This is a genomic window from Mucilaginibacter pallidiroseus, from assembly GCF_007846085.1.
GTDB classification, from domain to species: Bacteria; Bacteroidota; Bacteroidia; order Sphingobacteriales; family Sphingobacteriaceae; genus Mucilaginibacter; species Mucilaginibacter pallidiroseus.
On the sequence record NZ_VOEJ01000001.1, the window covers coordinates 861,576 to 875,525 of the forward strand.

Annotated in this window: 15 protein-coding genes; 5 read left to right on the top strand and 10 right to left on the bottom strand. The window is 43.5% G+C overall.

Going from position 1 to position 13,950, the window contains the following annotated elements:
- Nucleotides 1–9: 9 nt before the first annotated feature.
- The 8 genes from FPZ43_RS03785 to FPZ43_RS03820 form a co-directional block, all read right to left on the bottom strand.
- A complete protein-coding gene (locus FPZ43_RS03785) occupies nt 10–603 on the bottom strand; it encodes a chemotaxis protein CheB (RefSeq protein ID WP_146380499.1) in 594 nt (197 codons plus the stop codon).
- Nucleotides 593–1,426: a CheR family methyltransferase gene (locus tag FPZ43_RS03790; RefSeq protein WP_146380500.1), complete on the bottom strand. Its 834-nt coding sequence runs from the start codon at nt 1,424–1,426 to the stop codon at nt 593–595. Before FPZ43_RS03790 ends, FPZ43_RS03785 begins: the two co-directional genes overlap by 11 nt.
- Before the next feature lie 6 nt (nt 1,427–1,432).
- Nucleotides 1,433–4,873 (bottom strand): response regulator, encoded by a 3,441-nt coding sequence (locus FPZ43_RS03795; protein ID WP_146380501.1) that lies wholly within the window; start codon nt 4,871–4,873, stop codon nt 1,433–1,435.
- Nucleotides 4,874–4,957: 84 nt separating this feature from the next.
- Complete coding sequence (locus tag FPZ43_RS03800) at nt 4,958–5,374, bottom strand: hypothetical protein (protein ID WP_146380502.1); 417 nt, start codon at nt 5,372–5,374, stop codon at nt 4,958–4,960.
- A 3-nt stretch (nt 5,375–5,377) separates the two neighbouring features.
- Nucleotides 5,378–5,707, bottom strand: a complete 330-nt coding sequence (gldC, locus tag FPZ43_RS03805; protein ID WP_146380503.1) for a gliding motility protein GldC — start codon at nt 5,705–5,707, stop codon at nt 5,378–5,380.
- A gap of 5 nt (nt 5,708–5,712) precedes the next feature.
- Nucleotides 5,713–6,021: a hypothetical protein gene (locus FPZ43_RS03810; RefSeq protein ID WP_186461752.1), complete on the bottom strand. Its 309-nt coding sequence runs from the start codon at nt 6,019–6,021 to the stop codon at nt 5,713–5,715.
- The gene (locus tag FPZ43_RS03815) at nt 5,987–7,339 is read right to left on the bottom strand and encodes a DEAD/DEAH box helicase (protein ID WP_146380505.1); all 1,353 of its coding nucleotides are present in this window, start codon (nt 7,337–7,339) and stop codon (nt 5,987–5,989) included. The genes FPZ43_RS03810 and FPZ43_RS03815 overlap by 35 nt, the downstream gene beginning before the upstream one ends.
- 39 nt (nt 7,340–7,378) lie before the next feature.
- Nucleotides 7,379–7,744 (bottom strand): winged helix-turn-helix transcriptional regulator, encoded by a 366-nt coding sequence (locus tag FPZ43_RS03820; RefSeq protein WP_146380506.1) that lies wholly within the window; start codon nt 7,742–7,744, stop codon nt 7,379–7,381.
- 103 nt (nt 7,745–7,847) lie between these two features.
- Here FPZ43_RS03820 and FPZ43_RS03825 point away from each other — a divergent pair, with 103 nt between their 5' ends.
- From FPZ43_RS03825 to FPZ43_RS03835, 3 genes are all read left to right on the top strand, one after another.
- On the top strand, nt 7,848–8,591 hold the full coding sequence (locus FPZ43_RS03825; RefSeq protein WP_146380507.1) for an SDR family NAD(P)-dependent oxidoreductase: 744 nt from the start codon (nt 7,848–7,850) through the stop codon (nt 8,589–8,591).
- Between the two features lie 143 nt (nt 8,592–8,734).
- Nucleotides 8,735–9,361, top strand: coding sequence for a hypothetical protein (locus FPZ43_RS03830; RefSeq protein WP_146380508.1), 627 nt, complete (start codon nt 8,735–8,737; stop codon nt 9,359–9,361).
- 146 nt (nt 9,362–9,507) lie between these two features.
- The gene (locus tag FPZ43_RS03835; protein WP_146380509.1) at nt 9,508–10,842 is read left to right on the top strand and encodes a dihydroorotase; all 1,335 of its coding nucleotides are present in this window, start codon (nt 9,508–9,510) and stop codon (nt 10,840–10,842) included.
- Nucleotides 10,843–10,845: 3 nt separating this feature from the next.
- Here FPZ43_RS03835 and FPZ43_RS03840 read toward each other — a convergent pair whose 3' ends face one another.
- Nucleotides 10,846–11,277 (bottom strand): SRPBCC family protein, encoded by a 432-nt coding sequence (locus tag FPZ43_RS03840; protein ID WP_146380510.1) that lies wholly within the window; start codon nt 11,275–11,277, stop codon nt 10,846–10,848.
- A gap of 75 nt (nt 11,278–11,352) precedes the next feature.
- On the bottom strand, nt 11,353–12,300 hold the full coding sequence (locus FPZ43_RS03845; RefSeq protein WP_146380511.1) for a helix-turn-helix transcriptional regulator: 948 nt from the start codon (nt 12,298–12,300) through the stop codon (nt 11,353–11,355).
- A 52-nt stretch (nt 12,301–12,352) separates the two neighbouring features.
- Between FPZ43_RS03845 and FPZ43_RS03850 the strand changes: the two genes are divergently transcribed.
- Together FPZ43_RS03850 and FPZ43_RS03855 are read left to right on the top strand one after the other, a co-directional pair.
- The gene (locus tag FPZ43_RS03850) at nt 12,353–12,784 is read left to right on the top strand and encodes a putative signal transducing protein (protein ID WP_146380512.1); all 432 of its coding nucleotides are present in this window, start codon (nt 12,353–12,355) and stop codon (nt 12,782–12,784) included.
- Nucleotides 12,785–12,909: 125 nt separating this feature from the next.
- On the top strand, nt 12,910–13,932 hold the full coding sequence (locus FPZ43_RS03855; RefSeq protein ID WP_146380513.1) for a N(4)-(beta-N-acetylglucosaminyl)-L-asparaginase: 1,023 nt from the start codon (nt 12,910–12,912) through the stop codon (nt 13,930–13,932).
- Nucleotides 13,933–13,950: the final 18 nt, after the last annotated feature.

Below are 13,950 nucleotides of genomic sequence, written 5' to 3' on the forward strand. Positions count from 1 at the left end.
TATCTCGGGTCAGGTATTGCTCTGTATCAGTGAAAAAATATCTGTTGAGGTTAACACGTATTTAGCAGCGTTCAAATTAATAGCAGCCTTGGGCATATCGGCCATTTCAGCATCCTCCGGGCTCTGTGCAATGGTTAAAGAACCCGCATTGCGCAATTGCAACAAGCCCTCGGCTCCATCTTGGTTTGCGCCTGAAAGCAGTATTGCCGTACATTTATCTTTGTATACATCGGCAGCGCTCTCAAAAGTTACATCTATCGATGGCTTTGAGTACCAAACCGCATCAGACACGTCAAGGCTAAAATGCCCGTTTGCCTCTATAAGCGAATGATAATTTGGCGGTGCGATGTAAATTGCATTACCCCTAATTTCTTCCTTGTCGCTAATCTCAACCAACAACATACGGCTGTTCTCAGCAAACAGTTTTTCTATTTCGCTAAAAAAGTTCTTTTTTCGGTGCATGACAATGATCACCGTTTTGTTAAGATCGTGCGGAAACGATTTAACCATGCGAAAAATGATTTTAAACGAACCTGCCGATCCGCCAATGAGCAGAACGGACGAGCGCTGCCACTGTTCGATTATCTCGCTGTTAAGAGCCAATTTTTTGGTATATATTTTCTTTCTGATTGATAGCCTTAAACTTTTTACGAAAAGCGTCGGACCGGATGGTTTCTTTGTTACCTAAACACAGGTAGCCAAGGGGGCACAAGCTACGGTAAAATAAATCAAGTATACGCTCCTGTAGCTCGGTTTCAAAGTAAATAAAAACGTTGCGGCAGGTAATCATCTGAAACTCATTGAACACGGTATCAGATATCAGATTGTGTACCGAAAACAAGGTATTTTGCTTAAGTTCGCTATGCACTGCAGCGGCATCATACATAATTGTAAAATGATCTGTAATAGAACCGGGCAAGCCGGTCATCGTATAGTTTTCGGCATAGCTTTTTATTTTACGTAGGCTGTAAATGCCTTTTCGAGCCTCTTTTAAAACCTCTGTGTTAATATCAGTACCATATATAAATGACCGCTGACTCAAATTAGCTTCATTTAAAAGTATAGCCAATGAGTAAGCTTCCTCTCCCGATGAGCAGCCTGCGCACCAAACTTTTACATGTTGATAGGTTGATAAATATGGCAGCACCTGACTATTCAGCGCCTTATAGTAGGCCGGGTCGCGAAACATTTCGGTAACATTTACCGTAATTTCTTCCAAAAACTCCTGGAAAAAATCGGTACTGTTTACAAGCATATGTTTCAGGTCATAAAAGCTTATCTTTTTTAGCATCACTATACGTTCCATCCTTCTCTTTAAGGATGCCTTTGTATAGTCACCAAAGTCAAAGCCGTGTATGCGCTTTACAATATCAATAATTTCCAGTATCTCTCCGGAACTCAAGGTTTCTTTAGATGTTGTCCCCATTTATAATCAGCTATCCAACCACAACTGCATCAGCGCAATTAACCTGTCAATATCAACAGGCTTGGTTATATAATCATTGGCGCCCGCAGCAATGCATTTCTCCCTGTCATCTTTCATTGCCTTGGCAGTTAAAGCAATAACCGGAAGTTTTGCCCATTTGTTTTGCTTGCGTATATGCCGGGTAGCTTCGTAACCGTCCATTTTAGGCATCATTATATCCATCAACACAATGTCTATATCGCTTACCTCTTCGAGTTTTTGTATAGCTTCTTCGCCATCATTGGCAATAACAACGTTCAGGTCGTAGCTCTCAAGCGCACTGCTCAGAGCGAAAATATTACGCATATCATCATCAACAACAAGTACTTTTTTGCCTTTAATAGCATCTTTACCCTTGTTAATAGTTTTTGATTTTGCTGTGTTACCAGGGCTTGAAGCCTGGGGCGCAGTTTCGCTTATTTTATTTAAGAACAGGTTTACTTCATCAATCAGCCTGTCAGACGATTTGCTGGTTTTAACCACCATTGCATTAGCGTAGTGCATAAGCCTGTTAACAGATGTTTTGTCAAGCTCCATTGCCGTATTGATGATTACCGGCAACGACGCAAACTTGTCAACCTCTTTAATTTTATCAAGCAAATCAAGGCCTGATATATCCGGAAGGTTGAGATCAAGTATTACACACTGGTACTCGTTCTCGTGCAACATCCTGAAAGCCGATTCGCCATCGAAGGCCTGGTCAACAGTGATGTTTTGGCTTTGCATCAGATCCTTAAGCGCCTGACTTTGCGCTTTATGATCTTCAACTAAAAGTATTTGCTTAAACTTGGTACCGCTGTTGGCCATAATATCGCCGAATAGTTTATCGAGCGTTTCGGTATTTACTGGTTTTTTAAGGAAGCTGATAGCGCCCTCCTTACGTACACGATTAGCTGCCGCCTCCCCTGCCGACATCAGGTGCACCGGGATATGCATTGTTTCCTCATCCTGCTTCAGTTCCTTTAATATTTGCCAGCCGTCCTTACCAGGTAGCATAATATCAAGGATCACGGCATCAGGCTGTTGTTCTTTAACAATTTCCACGGCGTTGGTGCCCTCATTCACCATTACCGACGTATAGCCATGGTCGCGGGCATAATCTTCCAATATGGATGCAAAGTTTTTATCGTCTTCAACAATAACAACTAATGGGTCGCGGTCTGGCGTGCTTGGGCGTTGTTTGGCAGCTGTGCCCAGGAAGGTAGCCGTAGGTGTAAAACTTTCTACTGTTGGCACCACATCATCTGTTACTGTCTTTTTAGCTTCATATGGCAGTGTAAGCGTAAACTCGCTGCCTATTCCCGGCTCGCTAGATAGCGTAATATCGCCGCCGAGTAAACTGGCCAGTTCGCGGCTTATAGAAAGGCCCAAACCTGTACCACCATACTTACGGCTTGTTGATCCATCAGCCTGCTGGAATGCCTCGAAAATTAGTTTTTGTTTCTCGGCAGGGATACCTATACCGGAATCTTTAATGCTAAAGCTAACTGTATTTTCGCGCGAGCCGGGTTTAGCGGTAATACTGATGCTACCGTTTTCCGGCGTAAATTTAAACGCGTTTGACAACAGGTTTTTAATTACCTGCTCAACCCTCACCTTATCCGTATAAATAGTAAGCGGAGTGTCTAAGGCTTTTGTTTGGTAATTTATTTTTTTGTTGATAGCAAACTCGGCAAACAGCGATTGCATATCGCCAAGTATTTCGGATATGCGCACATCTTCGTTCTGCATTTCCAGCTTGCCCGATTCAATTTTTGACAGATCGAGGATATCATTTATCAGCGTAAGCAAATCGTTACCGGCATTAAAAATAACGCTGGCATATTTGATCTGATCATCAGACAAGTTAGCCGGCTTGTTATCTTTTAAGATACGAGCAAGCACCAGGATACTGTTAAGTGGTGTGCGCAATTCATGGCTCATGTTAGCCAAAAATTCGGACTTGTAACGGCCTGTGGTTTCCAGTTCGCTTGCCTTCTGCGTTATAGACTGGCGGGCCTCTTCAATGGCTTGGTTTTTCTCTTCCAGCAAACTGGCTTTCTCTTCCAGTTCGGCGTTTATTGTCCTAAGTTCCTCCTGCTGAACGCGCAATTCCTCTTCCGATGCCTGCAACATTTCTGTTTTGTTCATCAGCTCTTCGTTGGTTACACGCATTTCTTCCTGCTGTGCTTCCAGCTCCTCGGCTTGCTGTTGCGTCTCCTCGAACAAGTCATGCATTATGGTGCGCGCCTGTGCGGTGTTTACAGCTATGGCTACGTCATTTGATACAAGCAGCACATATTCTTTAACAGCTTCATGCACCTCATCGCGGTAGCCCACCTCAATAACACCTTTAAGCTTTTTATCGAAGAAAAACGGCACTATAAAAGTCTCCACCAATTCATCTTGCAGTATAGATGTGTCAAGAGTTAGCTTATCGTTTAGTTTACCTTTAACAACTGCCGAGCGCTCGTCTTTTGCAGCCTGCCCTACCCAACCTTCAGATATGCGGATATGTTGTTTTAATGCTGATGGATCGCTAAATGCGTAAGAAGCATACAGATCCAACCTTGACTCGGCCTCATCAAATAGATACAAAGTGCCTGTAAGCGCTTGGGTGTAGTGGCAAATTTCGTTTAAAATATTGGCAGACAGTTCTTTTTCGCTCTGCTGCCCCTGCATTTTCTCATTAAGATTACCCGTGCCGGTTAGCAACCAGTTTTTAGCGCGATTTTCATCCAACACTTTCTCAAGTTCCAGGTTAGCAACGCGCACTTCTTCTTCTACCTTCTTTTGCCTTGCAAATGTTCCCTGTATGTAATAGAACATGATGATAATTATCACCAGGAAAATCAAGGAACCGGTAACGATAATGATCATTGCCTGCCTCGAAGCTTTTTCTGAAGCAGACTTACGCTCAGCAAGCAAGCGCGTTTCATCGTCAATAACACGACGGTTAATTTCGCGTATGCTATCCATATTGCCCTTGCCGTTAAGGAACATGTGGTTGGCAACCATATATTCAAGGCCCTTTTGCTCGCGGGTATCAATATTTAAACGGAGCAAATCGAGCTGCCGGTTTACAATAAGCTTAAGCGAATCCACACGTTTGGCTTGCACCTCGTTGTCGCTTGTCAGGTTGGTAAGTGTCGAAAGATTTTCGGCTATCTTAGGCACAGCCTCGTTGTATGGATCTAAAAAGGTTTTATTAGCTGTCGCGCCATAACCACGCATACCAGTTTCGCCATCAATTAACGACTGAAGCAAGTTGTTAGATGTTTTGATTACCTTTTGTGTATGATCTACCCAAACGGTATCCTCTTCCAACTGGTGTATACTTGTATAAGAGAGTATGCCAACAAGTAGCACAAGTAAAATTGATACGGCAAAGCCTAACATTACCTGCGTACGAAAGGAAAATTTCTTCATAGAGAAAGAAGTGATGTTGATTTGCTACAAATATGTTTAAAAAAACTTATTTGTATATTATTAAACAAACGGGAAGTAAGATAATTATTGGGAAATAACGATGCTGCTTTTTTTGGTGAACGCAGCGCCAATGGCCGATATCGCGGCACCTGCAAATAGCACATACCAGCCCCATTTAAATGCAATTTGCTTTATCATAAATGCATTAATGCCTTTAAACGGAATAAAACTAAATGCAGACTTGATCTTAAAGATAGCAGCAATATATAACAACACAACCAAACCAAGGGATACATAGGCTGCTATGCGCGCAACTTTTACCTGGTTTAAAAATGCACTTAAAATACCAATAACTGCTACTAATAGCAACACCATACCGTACGGCTGATTAAGCCCGTAAACGTTCCAGTTAAACAAGTGCAAGGGGCGCAATAGCGGGCAAAACGTACCCGCTATTAAAATGATAAATCCTAAAATGGTAAGTAACGATGCGGGGCGCATGTGTTATTGTTTAATCTCCATTTTGTCGGCGAAGTGGGCGCAATAATCGCGAAGATCTTCTACGATATTTTTTTCACCCGTGGCACGTAAAAAGGTATCGCCCATGGTTTGCAGCGTTTCATAGAAAAAGCGTTTCATTTCATCTACGGGCATTTCCTTTGTCCAGAGGTCAATCTTCAGGGTATTTTTATAGCTCTGATCCCACAAAGACAGCATCATAGCTTTAACAGGCAAAGCTTCTTTATTGGCAGAATCTGTTGATTCCCACATGATGGTTTCAGGTACGTTATTATCGTCTAATTGTATGGTCAGCTTAATTTCAGCAGTCTTCATTTAAATTATTTAACAAGTAAAAATATTATAGCTACCAAAGTTATAAAGCTTAACTCTACAATCCATAGGTTTTTGGTTATCCTGAAGAAATTACGGAATATAAGGTCGAGAAATGACACTACTAAAGCAAACAGCACAAATATCAGTGCTATGGTTCCGCTCCAGTGCTCATACGGTGTCCCCGTTATTTTAGCGCCATTAGTAAAAATATACCCGGCCAAAATCAATAATGCAGCTGTTGCCACGTTTAAGGGGCTTAACCGAAATTTACGCGCCTGATCAGCGCTTTCTACCTGATCGTTTATTTGATCCATGCTTAAATGGTTTTGCATTACTTGGTGTTCTTTTGGCGCGCTCGGCAGCAAATTTCTTTTTTTGCGCCAATGATTTCTTTTCGTGGAAGGCACCCTTAAAATCCGGGTTTTCTTTACGTTTTTGTAGATCTATCTCGCGGTTTTGATCCTGGCGCTCCTGGTAAGGTGTCTCTTCAATAAAAACAGCTTCGGGTATTGCACATACCGGAATGGTTTGCCGTATCAGCTTTTGAATTTTGCCAATGTAGTATTCTTCCGAAGGTGCGCAAAAGGTAATAGCCACGCCTGAGTTGTATGCCCTGCCGGTACGACCGATGCGGTGCACGTAATCCTCAATTACTACCGGCACATCAAAATTAATTACATGGCTCACATCGCTTACGTCGATACCGCGCGATGCGACATCGGTAGCTACCAATATTTTCACCTCATCGTTTTTAAACGAGTTGATAGAGTTAATACGGGTATTTTGCCCTTTATTGGCGTGTAGCACCTTTACTTCCGCTTCGCCGTACTTACGCGTCAAAAACTTGTATACGTCCTCGGCGGCTGTGCGGGTTTTGCAGAATATGATCAGTTTTTTGATCTCACCTTCCTGATCAAGTAAAGTTTTGAGGAGATTGATCTTTGTTTTAACGTTTGGCACATGGTACAACTGCTGGGTAACTGTTTCGGCCGTAGTGGCCTGCGGAGTTACCTCAATAACTGTAGGAAATTCAAGGAAGTTCCCTGCAAGGCTGTGTACCTTTTCGCTCATAGTAGCCGAAAATAGCAGGTTTTGCCTTTTCACCGGCACTATTTCCAGTATCCTGTTTATCTGGGGCATAAAGCCCATGTCCATCATCTTATCTGCCTCGTCGAGCACAAGCGTGGTGATAGTTTTGGTAACGATATGGCCTGCAAGGTAAATGTCCAGGAAACGACCGGGAGTGGCAACTATTATGTCTATGCCTTTACTAATCTGCTCAATCTGCGTTTTGGGGCCGAGGCCACCATAAAGCACAATTACACGCAGATCCGTATTTACGGCGAAGGTTTTGATGTTCTCTTCTATCTGCATGGCCAGTTCACGGGTTGGCGATACAATAAGTGCGCGTGGATTTTCGCCCTGCGCATACTTGAGCTTCATGAGCAACGGCAGCACGTAAGCAGCTGTTTTGCCGGTACCTGTTTGGGCAATGCCCATTACATCCTGCCCGTTCAATATAGGCGGTATGGCCTTTTGTTGTATGGGTGTAGGTGTAGTGTAACCGGCATCGGCTACTGCACTCAAAATCTGCTTGTTAAACTTAAAATCCTCGAACGTAGCTGCTGCCATAGCGGCAAAGATAAGCTTTTTTGATTTTACCCTGTTTTATTATGCCCGAGCCGCTTCGCGAGAGTCTTTTATAATAAGCTCACGATGTGCATTTCCCCATTTTGCTAGGTCATGAATAAGGTGTTGTAACGACCAGCCGTAATCCGTTAAGTTATAGTGCACAGTTACAGGTTGCGTATCCAAAACAGTGCGTTTAATCAACTTATTTTGCTCCAAATCTTTTAGCTCCCTGCTCAATTGCTTGTTTGATATGCCCTCAACATCCTTTAAAACGTCGGAAAACCGGCGCTGGTTATAATAGCATATTGATGAGATGATGGAGATTTTCCATTTCCCGCTTAAAACATCCATGGCATCATGAATAGCGCGGATGTCTTTTTTAATGCATGCGTTTTCTTCTGTCATATGTTACGTAGTTACTCAAATGTCACTGTTACTTTTAGTCACAAAGTTGCATAAATAAACTTACATACTCTATGTTTGCTTTAAATATCTAAAGAATAACAAAATGAACTTCGAGAACAAAAATGTAATTATAACCGGTGGAAGCACCGGTATTGGTTTGGCAACCGCTAAAGCTTTTATTGATAAAGGCGCAAACGTTTGGATTACCAGCAGAAGTGCTGCCAACTTGCAAAAAGCAGCTGACGAGATAAACAGCCCGAATTTAAAAACCATAGTGTCTGACACATCAAACCTGGACGGTATTGCGGTTTTGGTAAACGAGGTTGCCGATAGTGGCAGCAAAGTGGATGTGCTATTCCTAAATGCGGGGATCGCCGTGTTTGCCCCTATTGAGCAGGTAACAGAGGCAGATTTTGATGCGCAGTTTAACACCAATGTTAAAGGACACTTTTTTACGCTCCAAAAACTAATTCCACATTTGGCAGATGGCTCTTCGGTGATATTTACCTCATCAGTAGTTGCCACAAGTGCAGGTATTGCAGGCAGTGTGTATTCGGCTACAAAAGGGGCCCTGAATAAGGTAGCACAGATTGCGGCAAATGAATTGGCCGATAGAAAGATCCGTGTTAACCTGATTAGCCCTGGCCCTATTAAAACTCCGGGATTTGACTCGGTAGTAAGTGCCGACGTTTTAGAGGCCCTAACCACATCGACCGCCCTTCAACGCATAGGCTCGGTAGAAGAAATTGCCGGAACCGTATTGTTCCTCGCTTCGGACGCAGCAAGCTACATCAGCGGAACCGAAATTATTGTGGACGGTGGTTATCTTAACTACCGTATGAAATAATTTAAGCAATTTCATCAATATGAGAAAAGCCGTGACACCCGTTCACGGCTTTTCTTATTTACGTAGATGATGTTACAATTTGCAAAAACAACCCGTTATGCAAACGATAACAAACGCATATATTAGCGGCAAAACAACCTTATATGAAGAAACTTTTACTTGCACTACTTTCTATAACCCTAGCAATTACCGCATCTGCACAAACCGGCAAAGGGCAAAAATTTGTTGGCGGCAGCTTTTATCTTAACTACGATGAAGCCGGCACGGTTAGCTATTACAACTACGCAACAGGCAGTACAACCTACTCTCAAACCAACGTACTGAACCTTAACATAAGCCCGGAGATTGGTTTGTTTTTAACCGATAAACTTGCAGTTAGCATTCAGCCCGGCTATTCAAGGGTATCGGGTACCGAAACCTCCGCATTTTACTCGAGTGTAAACAGCGCCCAAAATTATGTTTATACACGCGATTACCATACCGACTATGCCGGGCTATCCGTAAACTTTCGCTACTATTGGATGCTGAGCAACAAGTTTGGTATTTATCCGCAGGCAGGCATCAGCACATCACACGTGATAAACGATTTTAAACAAGGCGGTCTTGCAATTGGCGGCGGCCCCAACGTTGTATTTTTTCCGACGGAATCTATCGGCTTAAACATGGGTTTTGGCGCAATTAATTATCGCTATAACTACACCACCCATACAAGCAATTTTACCACAAGCCTTAACAACAACTTCACGTTCGGCATCAATTACTATTGGTAGTTGGTCAGAGTCAAGACAACAGAGTCAAGAATTAAGACTTTTAAACCAGGGCTTTTGATTCCAACATCTTGACTCTTACCTCTTGATTCTTGTTCCCCTTTCATGGGGTTAGGGGCTCGTCTTGCTCTTTTTTATATATTTGCTTCATGGCATCTATTCTTATAAAAGCAGCAACCATAGTTAACGAAGGCAAGCAATTTACGGGCGATGTGCTGGTAAAAGACGGTTTGATAGACCGCATTGACACCACTATTGATGCGATTGCTGATAAGGAAATAAATGCCGAAGGCCTGCACTTGTTTCCGGGTTGTATTGATGACCAGGTACATTTTCGTGAGCCGGGTTTAACTTATAAAGGAGAGATCTACACAGAGTCGCGCGCGGCAGTAGCGGGTGGAATAACGTCTTTTATGGAAATGCCAAATACGGTACCTAACACGCTTACCCAACAGTTGTTGCAGGACAAGTATGACATAGCGGCAAAGAACTCGCCTGCCAACTACTCGTTTTTCATGGGTGCATCAAACGACAACCTTGACGAAGTACTACGTACCGATACTAAAAACGTGTGCGGCATTAAAGTTTTTATGGGCTCATCAACCGGGAATATGTTGGTTGATAACCCTACAACGCTCGAGCACTTGTTTGCCAACTCGCCTATGCTGATTGCTACCCATTGCGAAGATGAGGCAACCATAAAAAGCAACCTGGCCCATTACAAGCAGCTACTTGGCGAGAATATCCCCATTAAGTTGCATCCCAAAATACGCAGTGCCGAGGCTTGTTACCTGTCATCATCCATGGCGGTTGAGCTTGCCAAAAAACACAATACACGCCTGCACATTCTGCATATATCTACAGGTCGCGAAACACATTTGTTCAGCAATGATATCCCGCTGGCCGACAAACGAATAACTGCCGAAGCCTGCATACATCATTTATGGTTTAGTGATGAAGATTACGCCGAAAAAGGCAATCTTATTAAATGGAACCCGGCCGTGAAAACAGCCGAAGATCGCGAGGCCATTTTAGCCGCCGTTCTTGATGGCCGAATAGATGTAATTGCAACCGACCATGCCCCGCACACTGCCGAAGAGAAAGCTCAACCATATCTACAAGCCCCAAGCGGCGGTCCGTTGGTACAGCACGCATTGGTGGCTATGCTTGAATTATATCACCAAGGCAAAATAACGTTGGAGCAGATTGCCGAAAAAATGGCGCACAACGTTGCCACCATATTTCAGATAGAAAAACGGGGCTTTATACGCGAAGGCTACCATGCCGATCTGGTATTGGCCAACCTTAACAGCAGCTGGCAGGTAAACAAAGGCAACATCTTTTATAAATGCGGTTGGTCGCCGTTTGAAGGTAATAGCTTTAAGTCGAAAATAGTAAGCACCATTATATCAGGTAATTTAGCCTTCGAAAATGGTACTTTTGTAAGTGATAAAAGCGGGCAAAGAATGACCTTTGCCCGCTAAGTATTAGCTGGGCAGTTCAATAAGTTTTTTCATCGCGTCCATCAGCATTTGCCAATTTTGCTCTGAGTGCTGTTTGGCTGCCTCATCTTTAATATTATCCTGCGTTATGGTTAATACGGTTACACCATCTTTTGCGTCAAGATCGTAACTTATGGTCGCATAGTTTTCCGGCGTTTCTTCGGTACCGCTCATGCTGCTCCAATAGGTGTAAGAAAGGTACTTTTCGGGTTCAATTTCCTTAATAATACCTTTATCCTCGTAAGATGTCCCGTCCCACTCACCGCTAAAGGTAATCGGGCTGCCAACCCTCCAGTCGGATTTTAAATTAGTGCCAAAAAAATAATCTTTTACCATTGCCGGGTCGGTAAGCCCGCGCCAAACCTGTGCCGCGGTAGCGTTAAAAGTTACTTCTGTTTTTAGTGATAGTCCGTTCATGATTTGCTTGTTAGGTGCTTTTGTTTAACAACAAAACAAGCTTTTAGATTGACAACAGTATGTCAGCAGGGTTATTTAATCGGAATTTCTTTCAAACGTTGCTTGGGAAAGTGCCTTTACACGCTCCTTAAGCTGCGTTGGGCTTACAATACGGGCCATATCACCAAACGTAATGTACCAACGTGCAAAACCTTCAATAGACATAGCCAGGAAAGTCATTTCGGTCCTTTCACCCTCACTCCTTTCAGACACAAAACCCTGGTAATACTTTTGTTCGCTTATAAAACGTAACACTTCGTTTTCCACCTGTATAATAATGGTTTCCAAATGTTTTTCATGTGCCGTTTGGTCAATGTAAGCCTTTAAGGTAGGGTGTTTGCCGGCAAAAGTTTCATTTAATTGATGCAGGCTCCGTATCCTGTCGCACCTGAAATCCCGGTAATCGTTACGCATCTGGCAGTAGGCTATCAGGTGCCAGTAACTATCAAGGTAAAATATGCCAACCGGCTCAATTTTGCGGCGTGTAAGCTGTTGTGTGTAGCCTGCAGTATACTCGATCTCCAATATATTTTTGGCCGCGATGGCGTTTAAAATATGCTGAATATGATCGTTATTATTAACGGCACTTTGCGTGCGGCTCTTTAATACGGCAATATTCTCATCCATGTTTTCGAGTAAATCCTTCTCGGCAGATTTCAGGATTGCCCGTATTTTATACATGGCCGATTTATGCTGCGCCGATGTTGATGCATCAGTAAGCTTCTCAACAAATTTTTCGGCAGTTAAAAAAGCAGTAGCTTCTTCGCGCGTAAACATAATCGGCGGAAGCCTGTAACCGTCCATTATCGAGTAGCCTACCCCGGCTTCACCAATAATAGGTATGCCCGCTTCTTCCAGCGTTTTTACATCCCTGTAAACTGTACGCAGGCTGATGTCGAACCTGGCGGCAATATCGCTTGCCTTTACTACCCTGCGCGATTGCAGTTGTATTAAGATAGCAGATATACGATCGATACGGTTCACGTCCCAAAGAAACTAAAAAACAAATGCTTTATTAAAACGATTATAACTTTAAATGGAAGCACGCGAGAACGACAAGATCATCACTTTTGAGCAATACTACGATCCTATGCTGGCACACATCATCCGTACAAGGTTGGAAGATAATGGCATACCCTGCTTTATTGCCGATGAAAATACACTCGCTGCAAACCCAATTTACAACCAGGCGGTAGGCGGTATAAAGCTTAAAATTTTTGAGCGTGACTTGGCCCGCTGCCGTGAAATACTTGCCGAAACAGGCGACATGCATCTGCAGGATCATCATGAAGTAGATGATGAAACTAACACAGTTGTTACCTGCCCCTACTGCTCGTCAACCAATGTAAAATTCATGCCCGGCCGTAATGAGAAGCAAGGGTGGTTAAGCTCAATATTACCCAACATCCTCCCATCATACACAACTAAAGATTGGCATTGCTATAATTGCACAAGGGATTTTGAATAACTCTTCATTTTAGCTATAATTATCCCCTACTGTAAGCCTTTGTATCAGTTTTGATACAATTGAAGCTTGCTGTTACCGGCTTGCTATATTAGTTGGATTTTTATCAAGCCCCTTATACTCCTTGTATGTTTAACCGTCGTAAATTCATTAAATTATCCGCTGCTGGCGCATCTCTGGCCACGCTTTCAAAATATGTTGTAGCTAAGCCATTACCTGTTGCAGGTAAGTTACCGATAGTTATATCAACCTGGGACTTTGGCGTTGCAGCCAATAAAGAAGCGTGGAAAACGCTGGAAAAAGGCGGCCGTGCGCTTGATGCTGTTGAAGCCGGTGTACGCATACCCGAAGCGGACATGAAAAATCACACAGTTGGCCGTGCCGGGTATCCGGATCGAGACGGTCGTGTTACACTTGATGCCTGCATCATGGACGAATTTGGCAATTGCGGCTCGGTTGCAGCGATGGAAAACATAGCCCACCCTATATCTGTAGCCCGCTTAGTTATGGAAAAAACGCCACATGTGATGCTTGTAGGCGATGGGGCAACACAATTTGCTGTTGAGCAGGGCATGAAGCGCGAAAAGCTCCTGACGCCAGAGTCATACAAGGAGTGGCAAAAGTGGCTGCGTAAGGCCGAGTACTCCCCTGTCATGAATATCGAAAATCAGCAAAAACGCCCGGGTGGAAAATACAACCACGATACCATAGGCATGCTGGCTATAGACTCAAAAGGAAATATAAGCGGCGCTTGCACCACAAGCGGCATGGCATTTAAAATGCACGGACGTGTTGGCGACAGCCCTATTATTGGGGCGGGCTTATATGTTGACAACGAAGTTGGGGGGGCTACATCAACCGGTGTTGGCGAAGAGGTAATACGCAACGTTGGTAGCTTTTTAGTGGTAGAGCTGATGCGCCAGGGCCTATCGCCCGAGGATGCATGCCGCGAAGCTGTAAACCGTATTATTAAAAAGAAACCGGAAATTGCGAAGAAGATTCAGGTTGGCTTTTTGGCTATCAATAAAAAGGGCGAATATGGTGCTTACGCCTTGCAGGAAGGTTTTTCTTACGCGGTTTGCGATGCCAAACAACAGGATCTGCTCATACCGGGCAAATCTGCTTACAAGGACGAGAAAAAAGACAAGTAAATAACTTATTGGCTATTT